Source organism: Paenibacillus caui, from assembly GCF_019904135.1.
Taxonomy (GTDB): domain Bacteria; phylum Bacillota; class Bacilli; order Paenibacillales; family Paenibacillaceae; genus Fontibacillus; species Fontibacillus caui.
On the sequence record NZ_JAIOGQ010000003.1, the window covers coordinates 159,831 to 177,593 of the forward strand.

Annotated in this window: 15 protein-coding genes and 2 pseudogenes; 14 read left to right on the forward strand and 3 right to left on the reverse strand. The window is 51.0% G+C overall.

Annotation, left to right across the window (positions count from 1 at the left end):
* Positions 1-24 precede the first annotated feature (24 nt).
* The 7 genes from K7397_RS03170 to K7397_RS03200 all read left to right on the forward strand — a co-directional run bounded on the left by K7397_RS03170 (position 25) and on the right by K7397_RS03200 (position 8,259).
* Complete coding sequence (locus K7397_RS03170) at positions 25-1,401, forward strand: glycosyltransferase family 2 protein (protein ID WP_223066512.1); 1,377 nt, start codon at positions 25-27, stop codon at positions 1,399-1,401.
* Positions 1,402-1,450: 49 nt separating this feature from the next.
* Positions 1,451-2,257, forward strand: a complete 807-nt coding sequence (locus K7397_RS03175) for a response regulator transcription factor (RefSeq protein ID WP_223066491.1) — start codon at positions 1,451-1,453, stop codon at positions 2,255-2,257.
* A 47-nt stretch (positions 2,258-2,304) separates the two neighbouring features.
* Positions 2,305-3,675, forward strand: a complete 1,371-nt coding sequence (locus K7397_RS03180; RefSeq protein ID WP_223066492.1) for a nucleotide sugar dehydrogenase — start codon at positions 2,305-2,307, stop codon at positions 3,673-3,675.
* Between the two features lie 122 nt (positions 3,676-3,797).
* Complete coding sequence (locus K7397_RS03185) at positions 3,798-4,664, forward strand: hypothetical protein (protein WP_223066493.1); 867 nt, start codon at positions 3,798-3,800, stop codon at positions 4,662-4,664.
* A gap of 285 nt (positions 4,665-4,949) precedes the next feature.
* Positions 4,950-6,080 carry an alanine dehydrogenase gene (gene ald / locus K7397_RS03190; RefSeq protein WP_223066494.1) on the forward strand — a complete coding sequence of 377 codons (1,131 nt, stop codon included), beginning with the start codon at positions 4,950-4,952 and terminating at the stop codon, positions 6,078-6,080.
* A gap of 152 nt (positions 6,081-6,232) precedes the next feature.
* Complete coding sequence (locus K7397_RS03195) at positions 6,233-7,189, forward strand: L-lactate dehydrogenase (RefSeq protein ID WP_223066495.1); 957 nt, start codon at positions 6,233-6,235, stop codon at positions 7,187-7,189.
* A 410-nt stretch (positions 7,190-7,599) separates the two neighbouring features.
* A complete protein-coding gene (locus K7397_RS03200; protein WP_223066496.1) occupies positions 7,600-8,259 on the forward strand; it encodes a YitT family protein in 660 nt (219 codons plus the stop codon).
* A gap of 107 nt (positions 8,260-8,366) precedes the next feature.
* Here the strand turns inward: K7397_RS03200 and msrA are convergent, their stop codons facing one another.
* Positions 8,367-9,335, reverse strand: coding sequence for a peptide-methionine (S)-S-oxide reductase MsrA (gene msrA / locus K7397_RS03205; RefSeq protein ID WP_223066497.1), 969 nt, complete (start codon positions 9,333-9,335; stop codon positions 8,367-8,369).
* Positions 9,336-9,412: 77 nt separating this feature from the next.
* Positions 9,413-10,027 (reverse strand): TVP38/TMEM64 family protein, encoded by a 615-nt coding sequence (locus tag K7397_RS03210; RefSeq protein WP_223066498.1) that lies wholly within the window; start codon positions 10,025-10,027, stop codon positions 9,413-9,415.
* 430 nt (positions 10,028-10,457) lie between these two features.
* On the opposite strand from K7397_RS03210, the gene K7397_RS03215 reads away from it, so the two are divergent.
* On the forward strand, positions 10,458-11,147 hold the full coding sequence (locus K7397_RS03215) for a TerC family protein (protein WP_223066499.1): 690 nt from the start codon (positions 10,458-10,460) through the stop codon (positions 11,145-11,147).
* 63 nt (positions 11,148-11,210) lie between these two features.
* On the opposite strand, the gene K7397_RS03220 is transcribed toward K7397_RS03215, so the two are convergent.
* Positions 11,211-12,029 carry a helix-turn-helix domain-containing protein gene (locus tag K7397_RS03220; RefSeq protein ID WP_223066500.1) on the reverse strand — a complete coding sequence of 273 codons (819 nt, stop codon included), beginning with the start codon at positions 12,027-12,029 and terminating at the stop codon, positions 11,211-11,213.
* Positions 12,030-12,351: 322 nt separating this feature from the next.
* On the opposite strand from K7397_RS03220, the gene K7397_RS03225 reads away from it, so the two are divergent.
* The 6 genes and pseudogenes from K7397_RS03225 to ltrA all read left to right on the forward strand — a co-directional run bounded on the left by K7397_RS03225 (position 12,352) and on the right by ltrA (position 17,662).
* Positions 12,352-13,122 (forward strand): sugar phosphate isomerase/epimerase family protein, encoded by a 771-nt coding sequence (locus tag K7397_RS03225; RefSeq protein ID WP_223066501.1) that lies wholly within the window; start codon positions 12,352-12,354, stop codon positions 13,120-13,122.
* Positions 13,115-14,197, forward strand: a pseudogene (locus K7397_RS03230) (Gfo/Idh/MocA family protein). Before K7397_RS03225 ends, K7397_RS03230 begins: the two are co-directional and overlap by 8 nt.
* A gap of 218 nt (positions 14,198-14,415) precedes the next feature.
* Positions 14,416-14,733 carry a winged helix-turn-helix transcriptional regulator gene (locus K7397_RS03235; RefSeq protein WP_223066502.1) on the forward strand — a complete coding sequence of 106 codons (318 nt, stop codon included), beginning with the start codon at positions 14,416-14,418 and terminating at the stop codon, positions 14,731-14,733.
* A gap of 48 nt (positions 14,734-14,781) precedes the next feature.
* A pseudogene (locus K7397_RS21285) lies at positions 14,782-14,898 on the forward strand (pyridine nucleotide-disulfide oxidoreductase); the annotation flags it as partial.
* A gap of 156 nt (positions 14,899-15,054) precedes the next feature.
* The gene (locus K7397_RS03240; protein WP_223066503.1) at positions 15,055-15,765 is read left to right on the forward strand and encodes a hypothetical protein; all 711 of its coding nucleotides are present in this window, start codon (positions 15,055-15,057) and stop codon (positions 15,763-15,765) included.
* Between the two features lie 604 nt (positions 15,766-16,369).
* Positions 16,370-17,662, forward strand: coding sequence for a group II intron reverse transcriptase/maturase (ltrA, locus tag K7397_RS03245; protein ID WP_223066504.1), 1,293 nt, complete (start codon positions 16,370-16,372; stop codon positions 17,660-17,662).
* Positions 17,663-17,763: the final 101 nt, after the last annotated feature.

A 17,763-nucleotide genomic window follows, 5' to 3' on the forward strand; every position in this document is an offset into this window, starting at 1 on the left:
GGCATGCTCGCCGTTTATTATGTGATGACCGTTAACCTGATTTATTTTTCGATTCTGGCCTGCTCGTTCCGCAGCATCATGACCGTATTCCGCCGGGCCGCCTTTTCCAAATACAATACGCTGTCAGGCTCGGAGCTTGTTCCCTCCGTTTCACTGCTCGTCCCGGCCTATAACGAGGAAGTCACCATTATCGAAAACGTGAAGTGTCTGCTTACGCTGAACTATCCGACGTATGAGGTGATCGTCATCAACGACGGCTCGCCGGACAACACCCTCGGGGTGCTGTGCAAAGAGTTCGAGCTTGAGCCCATGGAGAGTCCGGGGCTTCGGAACGCCATCGATTGTGAGCAGGTAAAGGCGGTTTACCATAACCCCAAGTATCCGCATCTTTATGTCATTGACAAGCCCAACGGCGGGAAGGCGGATTCGCTGAATGCCGGCATCAATTTGTCGCATTATCCCCTGATCTCTTCCATTGATGCGGATTCGCTGCTGGAGAAGGATGCGCTGATCCGGATGGCCAGAATGTACATGGAGAATCCCGAGGAAACGGTCGCGATCGGCGGAGATGTCCGCATTGCCAATGGCTGCGTGATCGAGAACGGCCAGGTCAAAAGCTTCTCGCTGCCGCGCAAAATGTGGCCGATGTTCCAGGCTGTCGAATATTTGAAGGCTTTCCTCGGCGGGCGGATCGGCTGGAGCTCTATCAACGGCCTGATTATCGTCTCCGGCGCCTTCGGCATGTTCCGCAAGGATTACGTCATCGCCGTGGGGGGCTACCGCGGAGGATATCCCGGCGAGGACATGAACATTATTATCAAGCTGCACCGGTATATGCTGGAGAACAAGCTTCCCTACAAGGTCGCTTTCTGTCCGGAGGCCGTCTGCTGGACGCAGGCGCCGGACACGTACCATATTTTGTCCAATCAGCGCAAACGCTGGGGACGCGGAAACCTGAAGAATATGCTTGAAAACTATGATATGGCCTTTAACCCGAAATACAAGGTGATGGGGCTGTTGACGATGCCCTACAACATCATTTTTGAAGCGCTCAACCCTTATTTTAAGCTGACCGGCCTGATCGCTCTCATTGGCTATGCGATGCTGGACATGACCCACTGGAAAATTCTCGCCGTGTTCTGGGCCGTTAATTTTGTCAGCGGATATTTGTTCAGCATCGGAGCGTTCGTGCTGGAGGAACTGGCCTTCAAGAGGTTCAACCGCCTTGCGGATTTGTGCAAAATGCTGGGCTTCGCGGCTCTGAAGTTTTTCGGCTACTCCCAGCTGGGCGCGTTATGGCGCGTTCAGGGGCACATCCAGTACTTGCGCAACAACAACTCCTGGGGAGCGATGACCAGACAGAGCTGGAAAGAAGAGAGCAAACCGGCCAAGCAGGCTTGATTGTAGGCGCCGGGCTGGCTTATTTTGCTAAGAAAGGTGGAAACGAAAAATGCCTCATACCATAACAGCAGCCGAGGAACATGAGGATCACTTGCATCATGCCGAGGACAAGCTCAGAAAATCGCCTGGCGCACGCTTCGGCCTGATGTACATCTATGCTGCGAACGCGCCTTCCTATCTGGAAAGTCAGATCGTGAGCCTGCTCGAAACGAAAGGAGATGCGGATTTTGAAGTGTGGAGAGATTCGGAAACCGGGTGCCTTGCGGTCATGCTGCCCGGCCTGGCCCTGGATCAGGTTCATTTCAGAGGGCTCCTGCTGAAGCAGCAGCTCCAGGAGCGGATCAGTGATCTTCATCCGCATATTACGCTCGCCAGCTTTCCGGAGCAGGGAGAGCCGGATGAGGAGGTATTCAGGCAAATGGCGAACCTCTCAAGGACGAGTCTTTCGGAAGACATTCATATTTTTACCAAAGTGGAAACGGAACATTCTGCACCCGGTCGTATCCTTGTGGTGGACAACGATGCCGGCATGCGCGAATTTTTGCAAATCCGGCTCAGGATGCACGGCTATGAAACCCGTGAAGCCGAAGACGGGCTGGCCGCCCTTGAGCTGATTGAAACCTGGCAGCCGGATCTTGTGCTGACCGAGCTGAATTTGTACGGAATCGACGGACTGCCTTATATCCATCAAATCCGGCAGCTCAAGGTGAAGGAGCCTCCGAAAATCGTAGTGCTGACCGAGCAGCGGGTCGAACAAACGATCAGCAGATGCTTTGAATACGGCGTAAACGACTACATGACGAAGCCTTTTTCTCCGGTGGAGCTGGATGCGCGGATCCGCCGCTGCTTCTATTGACCCGTGAAGCGCATTCGGGTAGACAAATAGACGAACATGGAGGGTGAATGATTGTGAATAAAACGTACCTGAATTTGCTTGAAGCCATTGAAACGAAAAACGCTGTACTCGGCGTTGCAGGCCTTGGTTATGTAGGACTGCCGCTTGCGGTCGAAATGGTCAAGCAGGGTTTTAAAGTCGTGGGCATCGATCCCGATCTGGGCAAAATAGACAAGCTTTCCCGCAGCGAGTCTTATATTCATGACATATCGGATGAGACGCTTGCCGAGGTGGCCGCTTCAGGCCGCTTTAAGGCTACAGCGGATTATAGCGTGCTTGCTGAGCTTGACGCGATCAGCATCTGCGTGCCCACGCCGCTCAGCGAAAATCAGGACCCCGATACCTCCTATATTGTCATGGCCGTCGATCAAATCAAAAAATATATGCGCAAAGGGCTGCTGATTACGCTGGAAAGCACGACTTACCCGGGGACCACCGAGGAACTGATTCAGCGGGAACTCGAAAAACTGGGATATAAAGCGGGCGAGGATTTCTTCCTCTGCTTCTCCCCGGAGCGCGTGGATCCGTCCAACCCCCGCTTCAATACATTCAATACGCCGAAGGTGATCGGCGGGACAACCGAAGCTTGCCTGAATTTGGGGAAAAGCCTGTACAGCAAATACGTGCAAACCGTCGTACCGGTAACCTCGCCGAAAGTGGCGGAAATGTCCAAGCTGCTTGAAAATACGTTCCGCAGCGTCAATATCGCCTTTATCAACGAAATGGCGATGATGTGCGACCGGATGGGCATCGATATTTGGGAAGTCATTGATGCGGCGAAGACCAAGCCGTTCGGGTTTATGCCGTTTTATCCGGGACCGGGCATCGGGGGGCACTGCATTCCGCTGGACCCGATGTATCTATCCTGGAAAGCGAAAGGCTTCCGCTTTTACAGCCAGTTCATCGAGCTGGCGCAGTCGACCAACGACAACATGCCTTATTATGTCGTGAACAAGACGTCCAAAATTTTGAATGAATACGCCAAATCGATCAAAAAATCGAAAATACTGATTCTGGGCATGGCTTATAAGCCGGATATCAGCGACCTGCGCGAGTCTCCGGGGCTCGAAGTATATGAATTGTTCAAGGAAAGCGGAGCTTATGTGGACTATTATGACCCGTTTGCTGCAAGCTTCCGTGCCGCGAGCGGAAGTGCCGTTCACAGCATCGGCTATGATGCGGAAATACTGCGCGGATATGACTGCATCGTGTTGATTACAAACCATAGCAGCCTTAAGTATGAGGAAATCGCAGGTCTCGGCGTCCCGATTCTCGATACGCGCAATGCGTTCAGAAATTTTGCCCGGGAGCATATTTACAAGCTCGGGCACTCCGTCCAGCATGTGGATGAACCGGACGCCGCGGCGCTGATCGTATAAAGGCTGGCCTGAAAGTGAATGCGCATGGACGGAGGACAGCAGGCTTTTGGCATAGACGCCATTCCCGCCGGTTTTGGCTGCTATGGGGCTCTTTGTGTCTACTTCTTTTGGCGGGCTTGCTGTTGCTGGCTTTTCTTATACTGGACGTCAGGCAGTCCGCGGTGAAACAAGTGAATGCGACCTGGTTGTGGAATACGGAGGTCATCACTCGGCAGGGGGACGCCGCTGTGGATTTTATAAGCAAAGAGGGCGTTCAGGTGCTCTTTCTGCAGATTGACCGCACCCTCTCCGAAGAGGCGTACCGGTCATTCGCAGCGAAAGCTTCGGCTCGCGGCATTCAGGTGCATGCCCTTGCCGGAAGCCCGGAGTGGGCCAGAAGCAGGAACAGTGATGAGGCCGAAGCATTTGTTGCCTGGGTTCGGGCATATAATGAGAGGGCGAAGCCGGGGGAAAAATTCACAGGCATCCAGTTCGATGTCGAGCCATACCTGCTCGAGGATTGGAAGAGCGAGCGGCGGGAAATCGTCCGGGAGTGGGCGGACAATATGCAGGAGTGGGCGGAGAAAGGCCGTGAGGCCGGACTGTCCGTCGGCGCGGCCGTTCCGTTCTGGCTGAATGACATCAAATTCCACCGGGATCGGCAGAGAGAAGATGAACCTGGGAGCCGGGAAAGCGTGCCTTTTGGACAGGAGGTCGTCGATATGATGGATTATGTAGCGATCATGGCCTACCGCAATCGGGCGGCCGGCATTTACGACGCCGCAAAGCCGCTTCTGGACGAAGGCGACCGGCAGAAGAAAAAGGTATGGATCGGCGTCGAGTTTGCCAAAACCGATGAAGGGCCCAAGGTGTCTTTTCACCGTAAATCCATGAAGACGGTGGACCGGGAGCTGGCACGTCTCACCCGGCTTGGAGCGGCGCATGAATCCTTTGCCGGAATCGCTGTGCACAGCTATGAAGCCTGGCAGAGAAAAGTGAATAACAGGTGATTTGCCAATTCGGCAAAACGAGTCGCCGGAGTAAACAGCAGAAGCAGTCGGTCCCCTTTAGGGCCGGCTGTTTATTATATAAACAGGCGAAATTTAACTGATTATGTCATAAAATATAACGCCAATTTTGAAAAATATGAAAATTATAGGCTCATTTTCATTTTTTAGTGCCAATATATGTTCCAAGTACGCGTCTTCTCATGTAATATATAGGTGAAGCTTAAAAGGGGCGGTCGTCAGCCAGGGCAGCTTCTTACACATTATGATGGAAGGAAGTTTTGTACTATGCGCGTTGGAATACCAAAGGAAATCAAGAACAATGAGAACCGTGTAGCGATTACTCCAGCCGGTGTAGATACGCTTGTTCGCGCCGGCCACGAAGTATGGGTCGAGCAGTCTGCGGGAGCAGGCAGCGGATTCTCGGACGAAGAGTACAGAAGCAAAGGGGCCTTTGTTGCAGAAACCGCGGCAGAGGTATGGAAGCGGGCAGAAATGATAATGAAGGTCAAGGAACCGCTGCCTGAGGAATACGGCTATTTTCGCGAAGGACTGATCCTGTTCACTTACCTTCATCTTGCGCCGGAGCCGGAATTAACGCGGGCTTTGGTAGAGAGCGGAGTCAATGCGATCGCTTACGAGACGGTGCAGCTGGATGACGGGTCTTTGCCTCTGCTTATGCCGATGAGCGAAGTGGCCGGAAGAATGGCTGTGCAGATCGGAGCTCAATTTTTGGAAAAGCCTTGCGGCGGAAAAGGAATTCTGCTGGGAGGGGTTCCGGGTGTAGCCCCGGCGGAAGTGGTGATTGTAGGCGGCGGGGTCGTGGGAACCAATGCCGCCAAAATTGCGGTGGGGATGGGAGCGAGAGTGACGCTGCTTGATCTCAATGCGAACCGTCTTCGCTATTTGGACGAAATTTTCGCTGGCCGGATTACGACGGTCATGTCGGACTCCTTCCATATCGAGCAGGCCGTAGCAAAAGCGGACCTGGTCATTGGCGCAGTCCTGATTCCCGGAGCCCGGGCGCCGAAGCTTGTCAAAGAGTACATGGTGCAGCAGATGTGCGAAGGCTCGGTCATTGTTGACGTTGCGATTGACCAGGGCGGTTCCGTGGAGACGATTGACCGGATTACGACCCACGCCAATCCGACCTATACCAAATACGGCGTGGTGCACTACGCCGTTGCGAATATGCCGGGAGCGGTAGCCCGGACATCCACCCTGGCCTTGACGAACGCAACCATGCCTTATGCGGTGCAGATTGCCAATCTAGGACTGGTTCTAAGCACAGAACGGAACCGGGCGCTGGCCAAAGGTGTCAATGTCGCGGGAGGCAAGGTGACAAACGAAGCCGTTGCCATAAGCCTCGGCTATGATTACGTGCCGGGCGGACAGGTGCTTAGCGCTCTGAGCTGCTGATTTTGTCCCGCTCCGGCTTTGTCCCGTATATTTTTCTGTTAAATTGTCATGAATAAGGTGTGATGTTTTGTGACACCCCACCGAGCTTAACGCTATAATATAAGGAGAAAGAAAGAACATGGTGGGCCATGAGAACAACAGGAGGAAGACGGATGGGAAAAAGTACGAGAAGAGTGGCAGTTGTCGGGGCGGGAATGGTTGGCGCAGGCTGCGCTTACTCTATGATTAACCAGTCGATTTGCGAGGAGATCATGATGATCGACAGAACGTATGACCGTGCGGTGGCACAGGCATTGGACTTATCCCACTGTATGGAATTTACGTCGACGCGGACAAAGGTTTATGCCGGCCGTATGGAAGACTGCGCCGACATGGATGTCGTTATTTTGACGGCTGGAGCCAATCCGAAGTCCGGTCAGTCGCGGCTGGATGTGCTGGAGGATGCCAAGAATATAACGCGTGACCTTGTGAGCCGCATTATGGCGGGAGGTTTTGACGGTATTTTTGTTGTAGCCGCCAATCCGGTGGATATCGTTACCTATCTGGTCCGGGAAGTGTCGGGATTGCCGCGCTCCAGGGTAATCGGAACAGGCACCTCCATTGATTCGTCCAGACTGAAAACGCTGCTGTCGGAAGTTTTTTCGATCGACCCGCGCAGCGTTCAGGGTTATGCGCTGGGAGAGCATGGGGACTCCCAGTTTGTTGCCTGGTCCCATGTCACGATTGGCGGCAAACCGATCTTGCATATTTTATCCCAGCATAAGGACCGTTTTAAGGCTGTCGACCTGGAGATGATTGAGCGCAGAACAAAAGATGCCGGCTGGGAGATCTTTACGCGTAAGGGCAATACGCAGTTCGGCATAGGGAATGCGCTGGCTTATATAACAAGATCCGTGCTGAACGACGAGCATAAAATCATTGCCGTTTCAGCCATTTTGGATGGGGAATACGGCCAGCATGATCTTTGCATCGGCGTTCCCGCCATCATAGGCAAAGGCGGCATAGAGGAAGTTCTGGAACTCAATCTTTCAAAGGATGAGGAGCGGAAATTCCAGAATTCCTGCACGGTTATCCGCGAAGGCATAAACAAGCTGGCGGAGACGGTTTGAAGCTTTACGTTTACGCTACCCATATTCATTACATAGACGGCGGTCCTCCGGGCAGGCCGTCTTTTCTTTGTCTTGTCGTCTTCCAAATAGCTCCAAGCCGTTTAGTCATTATTTATCCTGTGATATAATATGTATAGGAAAAATAGAGACGAAAGCCGCTTGCCGAGCCTTCGTTTCAAATCAATAAGGAAAGGATCAGGATACCATGTGTTCCCGAAGGACGAAATCCCAAAGGACGATTTGGAAACGTTGTGATCTCTCTTATACTTAGCTCCCTTTCGTAGGTATGCCGGTTTAGGCAAATTCCCTGCGAAAGAGGCGTGTGATGATGCGAAGGACAAAGTCTCTGAGGACCTTCATCGCAGGGTGTTGCCGAAAGGTCAACAAAACTGCGATTCGAGGGATTCCGAATGAGGAAAGAGAAGACAGCTTTTGGTGTTGGACAGATTTTAATGATTTTGTTCGGAGCTTTTCTGCTTGCGTTTACGTATTACCATATTAATTTTCAGAACCATTTGGCCGAAGGAGGGTTTGTAGGCCTGGCGCTGCTTGGCAAATATTTGTTTAACCTGCCGCCTGCGCTTACGAATTTATTGCTTGACATTCCGGTGCTTATGCTCGCCTTGTTCATGAAGAACCGCCGTTTCATTTGGAGCGGCCTGCTTGGCTTCACATCGTTCTCGGTCATGTATGAAGCCTGCGAGCGCTTCTCCCCGTTTCATTTCGATTTTCAACACAACCTGCTGCCCGTAGCGCTGATCTCGGGCATATTAACCGGTATCGGAGCAGGACTTGTGCTGCGGGCAGGAGGAGTATCCGGCGGAGATGATCTATTGGCTCTATTCATAAGCAAGTGGACCGGCATCAAGCTGGGAACCGTATTTATTCTGCTGGACGGACTCGTACTCTTGTTATCGCTCGTTTATTTGCCGCTGATGGAGACATTGTTCACGATTCTGGCTGTGTCTATTGCGGGCAAGATCATTACCTGGATGGTAAGCTATCAAAAGAAAAGCAAGCCGGCGGTTACGATTTCTTATGTAGCGAAGAAGAAGACGGCGCGAGCTTAGGCGAGAGGTACTTCTCCTGTTTCGACGGGGAAGTACCTTTTACTTATTCCGGGCTGTCCTTACCTTCAGAAGCCGGCTGTACGGCATAGCCGGGCCATCCTCATAGTTTATTCAAACAGAAAGCTGTACTCTCCGTAGCCTTCCTTTTCAAGATCCGCTTTCGGGACAAAACGGAGGGCTGCCGAGTTGATGCAGTAGCGAAGGCCGTTTGGCCCCGGTCCATCATCAAACACATGCCCAAGGTGAGAATCCGCTTCACGGCTGCGAACCTCCGTCCGAACCATAAAATGACTCGTGTCCAATTTCTCCTTGATACTGTATTCCCTTAAAGGCTGGGTAAAGCTTGGCCATCCGCAGCCGGCATCGTATTGATCCTTGGAGCTGAACAGCGGCTCGCCGGACACAACGTCCACGTAAATCCCTTCCCGATCGTTATTCCAGTACTCCCCGGTGAAGGGACGCTCGGTTGCGTTATTCTGGGTCACTTCATATTGGATCGGCGTGAGCTTCTCCTTTAAGGCAGCTTTATCATCCGCAGACTTGCCGGACCAGTGGGTCTCAATGAAATCCTCGCGACCGGAGCCTTTGCGATACCGTTTGTAATGGAGCGGATTTTTCCGGTGATAATTCTGGTGGTATTCTTCCGCAGGGTAAAAGGTTTTTGCCGGCAGAATAGCCGTTACAATCGGCTTGTCAAACCGGCCGCTGGCCGCAAGCTTTTGCTTGGATGCCTCCGCTTCTTCCCGCTGCGATTCATTATGATAAAAGATGGCTGTTTGATACGACTCGCCGCGATCGTGAAATTGGCCTCCCTCATCGGTAGGATCAATTTGCTGCCAGAACAGCTCAAGCAGCTTGCGGTACGGGAATACTTGCGGATCGAACGTGATCTGAACCGCTTCATAATGGCCGGTATGTCCGGCGCAAACCTGTTCGTAGGTAGGATGTTCCGTATGGCCACCCGTATACCCGGATACGATGCCCTTGATGCCGGGCAGTTCCTCGAAAGGTGAAACCATGCACCAGAAACAGCCTCCCGCAAATGTAGCCAGTTCATAGTTTGCCTGCGTATTCATAGGATCCCGCCTTTATATAAAATTTTATGCTTTTAGACGTATTTCATTATAATGGATTATAGCCGCAAAACCAAAGATTATCCGGCTTTACGGGCGCTCATTCGCTTGTATCCCCAAACGGCAGCTCCGATGATTGCCATGTAAAGGCCGAGGATCTCAATGGCGATAAGCGGACGCGAAAACAGCGAGCTGCCCAGAAAGGCATAGACGAGAATTCCCGGCAATTTGCCGATCACCGACGCCGTTACATAAATTCGGAACGGAATGGAGGAAATGCCGGCGTATAAATTAATGACCCACTGGGGAACAACGGGCAGCAGGCGATATAAAATAATCGACTCAAAGGGATGGCGGTGCAAATAAGCCGTAAACCGTTCCAATCCGGGGAAACGCTGCAGCCAGCGTGCCGTGCTGTCTTTATACCAGATAGCTCCGGCAGCGTATAATACGGCACCCGATAACGTCGATCCGATCACGGTAATGGAGGCGCCGCCCCACGGGCCGTAGATCATGCCGATCGCAGCGATGACGAGCTTGTAAGGCACGACGGGGAACAGGGCAAGCAAGGATGCCATCACGATCATGAGCAGGGGAGAAGGACGATGCTCCAGCCATTGCATGATTTCATCTCTATAAAAATAGGCCGTGATCATAATCCATACATACAGGAGCGGAACAAGCCATTTATTCATAGCTGCTGTATTTCCTTTCCGTTAGCGGTAATATCGCTTGCTTTTCTCTGATGATAGCAAAATCAGCGCCAAAAAGCGAAAATATTGTTAAATAGGTAGTGGTATTTTTCAAAGACAGATGTTATAATGACTGCAAATGAATATGCTTGGTTCCCAAAGGGGAGTAGCTTTAAACAATAAAGTCGTCATTACGGGATAGTATCCCCGGCTTTATCGACAACAATTCCGTTCTGTTGTTAGCGAGACCTTTGCCCGCTGTGATACAGGGGTAAAGGTTATTTTTATGCATTTTTGCTTAATTATGCGCCTTTGCCTGTTGTACCGGCAAGGCGCATTAGTGTTTGAAACGACAAGCCTCGAAAAGGACAAGAGGGGAACGTTTTAAATTGCGCGAACCGGCAGAAAATAATAAAAAGGAGGAGGTTTTTTTATGGACTTTATGAGCATTGAGTTTTGGGGGGCACTTTTATCCATTATTTTGATTGACCTCGTGCTGGCCGGCGACAACGCCATCGTCATTGGACTGGCTGCGCGCAATGTGCCCAAAGCTGACCAGAAGAAAGTAATCCTCTGGGGAACGATTGGCGCCATTGTCGTCAGAGTGATTATGACGGTTCTGGTCGTTCAGTTGCTCAATATCCCGGGACTGCGGCTGGCGGGAGGATTGGCACTGATCTGGATTGCCTACAAGCTGCTTGTAGAAGAGAAGAAACATGACATCAGCACAGGCACACAGATGTGGGCAGCCATTCGCACGATCATTATTGCGGACACGATGATGGGATTGGATAACGTGCTTGCGGTTGCTGGAGCTGCCCACGGAGACATGGGGCTGGTTCTTATTGGACTGGCTGTGTCAGTTCCGATTATGGTTTGGGGCAGCACGATCATTTTGAAGCTGACGGAGCGTTTTCCTGTCGTGATTACGATCGGTTCAGCCGTGCTGGCCTGGACATCAGCGAAAATGCTTGTTGAGGAACCGCTGATTCATGACTGGTTCACCATGCCGCTGATCAAATATGGATTTGAAGCATTGGTCGTTATAGCGGTGGTGAGCATAGGAACCTATGTGAAAACAAAGCGGGAACGGCTGCGCAAATTTCAGCAGTCTCTAGAGTAGAATCATTTTGTGCATGTAAAACAGACAAAGCCGTTCCGTTGGAACGGCTTTGTCTGTTTTCGCTTATTTTAAATTTTCCCGGCTCGCAATGCGAAACTGCTTCGGGGACATACCGTATTTGGCACGGAACACTTTATGAAAATAATTGTAGCTGGGAAATCCGGAGCTTTCAGCCACATGTTCCAGGGACAAGGGGCTGAAAATAATCCGCTCCCGCGCCATATTCAGACGGATGTCGAGCGCGTACCTGATCATGCTTTGTCCGAAAGCGTCTTTAAACAGGTGAACTGCGCGCGATACGCTGATGCCTGCATAGGCAGCCGCATCCTCAAGCCGAAAGCTCGTTGCCGCATTTTCTTCGACAAAATGCTTGAGCTGGTACGCGAGGTAAGAACGGTGCCCGGCATGGGGCTGCTCATCCAATTGTCTGTCGATTTCCAGACACAAAATCTTTACATAATATTCGGCGATTTCCGGTTTGTGGTTCGAAATTCGCTGCTGCTCCAGTGTAATTTGTCTGAACAGGCTGATAAACGAGTCCGTCATCGGCATTCGGATTTTGTTTGACCTTGCTCTGGCGGCCCACCAATCCTCAATCCAGCATCCTTTGAGAAAAATATAATAATCCCCGCTAATCATCGAAGATTCTTTTGAACTTGCAGCCGAATTGATGTACAGTTCATATGGCTCGCTCGGGGAGAAAAGAAGCAGGTCGCCCATTTCAACATCGACCAGGACGTGACCGCATCGGGCGCGCGCTTTGCCTTCCGTCTGGAGCCGTATTAAATAGTGGCCGAGACCGCTGGCCGCATTTGATCCGAAAGCTTTGCGGTGAACGGAATAACCCGCTGCCAAAATATCAATACGCTCTTCGGTGATCATTGGTGACAATCCTCCTGCAGCTCCAAGTTAAATAATGACCAGATTGTTCATGTTTGAATCATATCATTCATTTTACTCCGGAACAAAACATATTACTATATAGCTAGCCTTGGGAACAGAGAGCCTGAGCTATCCGGATTACGGGTTGCTGCCTGAGAACACTCGGGCGGTTCCTTTAACAAGTAGGCACCCACCTGTTGCCTGCTGTCGAAGAAGACGTAGAAGCCTAAGGAGGACCAGTATTGGAAACGTATACATTTATGATTATGAACCTGATCATTCCTTCTGCAGGAATTAGAATGAAAAGTGAGGGTGAAAAACAATGACCAAAGTAGGATTGCAACTGTACACCGTTAGGGAACATCTGGAGCAGGATTTTGAAGGCACGCTCCGCAAAATTGCCGGGCTTGGCTACCAAGGGGTAGAGTTTGCAGGATATTATGGCCGAACGAAGGAGGAAGTCCGTTCCCTCCTCGAGGAAACCGGGCTGGCTGCGATCGGTACGCATACGTCTTTGGACCGGCTTAAGAACCATTTACAGGAAGAAATTGAATTCAACAAATTCATCGGCAACCGGAATCTTGTTATTCCTTATGTTATTGAAGAAGACCGTAGCCGTTGGCCGGAAATCATTGCCGACATCCGGAACATCGGGGAAGCCTGCGCGGCGGAAGATATGGTTCTGCTGTATCATAACCACGACTTCGAGCTGACGCAGAAGCTGGAAGATCGGCCCGTGCTTGACGCCATTTACGAGCAGGTGCCGGCATCGCTCGTTCAGGTTGAGCTTGATTCCTGCTGGGTGCATTATGCCGGATACGATCCAGTAGAATATGTGCGCAAATATACGAGCCGTCTGCTGCTGCTGCATTTAAAGGATGTCAAAAGACGCGAAGACGGATCGCCCGAAACGGTTGAGCTTGGAGCCGGCGAAGTGGATGTGAAGCGAATCGCCGATGCAGGGATTGCCGCCGGAGTGAAATGGCTGATTGTGGAGCAGGATTTCTCGGCAAAAGGCGCGCTGGACAGCATTTCAATCAGTATGGATTGGCTGAAAGCCTATCAGACCGGAGGAGGAAACATTCATGTCTAAACTGTTGAAAGTAGCTGTTATCGGCTGTGGGGGATCGCGAACGGCAAGCATTTGCCGAACCTTGTGAAGCAGCCTGAAGTGCAATTGGTCGCCTTTTGCGACATTACCCGAAGAACGTGCCCGGAAGGCTGCGGAAGAGTACGGTACGGGAAACGCCGAGGTGTTTACCGACTACCGTGAGCTGCTTGCAAAAGCCGGTTTGGATGTGGTTCATGTGTGCACGCCGAATGATTCACACGCCGAAATTACGATCGCTGCATTGGAAGCCGGCAGCCATGTCATGTGCGAAAAGCCGATGGCCAAAACGGCGGAACAAGCCCGCGCAATGCTGGAAGCTGCCAAATGTACCGGCAAAAAGCTTAGCATCGCCTATCAAAACCGCTTCCGCAATGACAGCCTTTATTTGAAAAGTGTGTGTGAAAACGGCGAGCTTGGCGACATTTATCTCGGTAAAGCCCTAGCCATCCGCCGCCGCGCCGTTCCTACATGGGGCGTATTTCTGGATGAAGAGAAGCAAGGAGGCGGACCGCTGATCGATATCGGTACGCATGCGCTCGACCTTACCTTATGGCTGATGGACAACTACGAGCCGAAAAGCGTCATGGGCTTGGTTTTCCACAAGCTTGGAAGCCGCAAAAACGCCGCAAATGATTTCGGCTCCTGGGATCCCGAGAAGTTCACGGTGGAGGATTCGGCTTTTGGCTATATCACAATGAAGAATGGAGCAACCATCATACTTGAATCCAGCTGGGCGCTGAATGTAGTTGAGAAGGGAGAAGCCAAAACCCTTTTGTGCGGCACGGAAGGCGGTGCGGATATGAAAGACGGTCTGCGGATCAACGGGGAGAAGAACAGCCGCCTTTATGAGACGAAGATTGATCTCAGCACTGGCGGCGTAGCCTTTTATTCCGGAGCATCAGAAACCGAGGCTTTCTGTGAAGCCAAAGCATGGGTAGCAGCGATTCTGGAAGATAAAGAGCCGCTCGTTAAACCAGAGCAGGCGCTTGTCGTTACCGAAATTCTCGAGGCTATTTACGAATCCGCAAAAACTGGCCGTGCGGTCTATTTCGATTAAGAATAATTGGTTCTGAATTGAAGCAAATTAGGGTGGCAGCCGATTATGGGCTGCCTCCCTTTTTTACAAATAAACATTTATTTGATGCGCGGATTCGTTTCGGTTAAAACGATTTCCCATTTTCAAAACATTAAAAATATGTTAAAATGATATATACTAACTTAATGTAAGTCTTTTCCGGATTCATCTGCTCCGGAGTATTAAAGAGGTGATAAGCAATGGCAGATAAAGATTTAAGCATGTGCCCCCGCTTTGAAACCGCATTTTCTTTTCTAGGGAAACGGTGGAACGGACTGATTATTCAGACCTTAATGAGTGGTCCCAAGCGGTTTAAAGATATTTCGAACCTCATCCCGTCGATGAGTGACAAAATGCTGTCTGAACGGATGAAGGATTTGGAGTGCGAAGGCATTTTGATTCGCCACGTATATCCTGAAACACCGGTCAGAATTGAATATGAACTTACTGAAAAAGGCAGGGCGCTTCGTCCCGTCATGCAGCAGATTCAGTCCTGGGCTGAAGAGTGGGTAAAATAACAGATACAGTCAACAATTTTCCAGCATAAATGCTTGTCTTAAACAGCCCATGTCATTCTCGCAACAGGGGCGCTCACGGATTTGGCCGCACAGATCGGGCTGGAGACGGCCAATGGTCGGGAGCCCAGAATCAAGACAGTGATTGCGACGGATGGATATGGCCGGAGGTTAAGCAATTGCCGGCTGATAATCAGTCTGCAGTTGCTTTTTTTGTTAAAATGGTCCCCTTTCTTATGTGTAAAATTTGAAGTTTGGCGAATTGTCCGGTATGCTGGATACAGAATGGAAAAAGAATCAATCTGAAGAATAAGGAGGGATATTTTGAAAGTGCTCAGCCGGCTGCTTTCCGGAATGATGTTGTGCTCAGCCTTTTTATTATCCGCCGCCTGCGACTCAGAAAACGCCGCCGTACAACCAGATTCCGTAGCCCACCGGCAAAACGACGGCATTGAGCTGTGGATTGACGGGGGGAATTTAATGCCCGATGTGAGGCGCGCCCTCCATGTTGATTTTTCTTCCGATCTGAATGTCCGAAAAGTACTTGAAAACAGCGGTATCGTCGCTTTATCTGAAGATGAAGACGGCATCAAATCCGTTGGAAATATTTCGCTTGATAATGAATTGTATTGGGGAGTAAAGGTTAACGGAATGGATAGCGATGCCTCTGCCTGGGACAAGGTGCTGAAAAGAGGGGATGAAATTCTGGTCTGCCTGAAAAAAGACTCCGATGAAACGGACGCTCTAAGTGGACAGATTGTTCTCAAAATGTCAGGCGGGACAAGCAATCCGTCGTTGAAGCATTATTTTGTCAACCTGTATCATGATAATTTAACGGTCAGGGACCTGCTGCTTAACAGCGGAATGATCCGGATGAACAATCACTACCAGCTGGTTACGGCCGTTAACGGCTACATGGCCAGAGTAAACGAAAAGTGGATAGTCAAACTGAACAACAAGAAGCTGCTGGAGAGCGGTTTGGACAGGAAGCTCCAGCCAAGCGATACGGTAGAGGTTATATTAAGTCAAATATAAATCAGGGCAGCACACCAAAAAGGGGTTGTACAAAAGTAGTCATTACTACTTTTGTAACACCCCCTTTATATTTGGCGTGCCCAGAGGCACGCATCTTCTAGCCGGTGAAAGTCCGGTCACGGGAGGGGCCAAGCCCCCGTGTAGCTTGGATACCTGCGTACGGCGAAATCTGTGCGTAGAAGCGTATCGACGAAAGTACCTGTCGGAGACAGGGCGAGCGACAGACCAGGCCGTAACATCAAGTGAATCCTGCCGCGTCGTCAAAAAGGCCTCGCGAGAGGGAAAAGAGGAAGCCGAGCCCCGCATATATGGGCGAAGGCCACGGAAGCTGCTTAGAGCTTGGAGCAACAGCGAAGAATCCTCCGGCGTAGAGGGAACGGCATGGTATGAAAGAGGATGCAGTGAACTGGGGAGGCCCTCCCCTGCACGGAAAGTTTTTTTTAGAATCCCGTAAAGAGGCGCTCTATAAGCCCGAAAGGTGAAGGGAGCGGCCTGCAGGAAGGGAGTCCGAGGGGCTCATAGTACCGAAGAACCACAGGACAACATAACCTGCGGGAGGGAAGGAGCCCTGCTTTGTTCATGTTTCTTAAGGAGGTACGAGTCAGTGAATGCCAAACGGCTAACGACACCAAAGGAAAACGTTCAACAACTCCAAGAGAAACTAGGTCATGCGGCCAAGGAAAACAAGAAGCGCAGATTTCATGCGCTGTATGACAAGGTCTACCGAATGGACATCTTGAGGGAAGCGTGGAGAAGAGTACGCGCGAACAAAGGGGCGGCAGGCGTAGACGGTGAAACGCTCGCGGACATCGAAAAGCAAGGGGAACACCGATTTCTTCACGACTGCCACCGCCTGCTGAAAGAAGGGAACTATCATCCACAGCCCGTCCGGCGGCAATACATCCCGAAAAAGGATGGCAAGCAAAGACCGCTAGGCATACCGACCATCCGGGACCGCGTTATACAGATGGCAACGAAACTCGTGGTAGAACCGATCTTTGAAACGGACTTTCAAGAAGCATCGTTCGGATTTCGTCCGAAACGGAGCGCAAAAGGAGCGCTTGACCGTATCCGGAAAGCGTGTAACCGCAAAGGGAATTGGGTGATCGACGTCGACATCCAAGGCTACTTCGACAACATCAATCAGGAGAAGCTGATGAAGCTGGTGGAAATGCGCATCAGTGATCGCAGAATCCTGAAATTGGTGAGGAAGTGGCTCACAGCGGGGGTTATGGAGGAAGGAAAGGTCAGACGTTCCGATCTTGGGACACCGCAAGGCGGTGTAATATCGCCGCTTTTGGCAAACATTTATCTGAACTATTTCGATGTCGTGTGGGAAAGACATGGCAGCAAGATTGGGGAGCTGACGCGTTACGCGGATGATTTCGTCGTGGTATGCAAAACAAAGAAGGATGCCGACCGGGCGTACGAACTGATCCGTGCGATCATGGAGCGACTGGAATTATCCTTGCATCCGACCAAGACGCGAATCGTCGGATTGTGGACGGGGGAGGAAGGATTTGATTTCCTCGGATTGCATCACCGGAAGACGAAAGCGGAAACCTCGAAAGGTCAGGTCTATTACACCACTCAGCAATGGCTAACCAGGAAGGCTGAGGAACGAATCCGGGAAGTGGTGAAGGAACGGCTTGCGCCGCCGAATATGCGGGCGAAGTCATTCCTGGAACAGGTAGAGTGGCTCAACCCCAAGATTCAGGGATGGCGTAACTATTACTGCACCTCTTACAGCCAGCGAAAGATGGCAAAGTTGGATTGGTACATCCTGCAAAGGCTGACTCGGTGGTATGTCAAGAAGAGACAACGAAGAAGATGGATGAGTTCGTTTGCCGAAGTGAAGTTCATGTCTAGCCAACTTGGGCTAAAGACACTCTTGTGATCTGCATGCACATGAATGACGAACATCGGAAAGCCGTATGAGGGAAAACCTCACGTACGGTTTGATGAGGAGGGGCAGAATTTTCTGCCCTTTACTCTAGC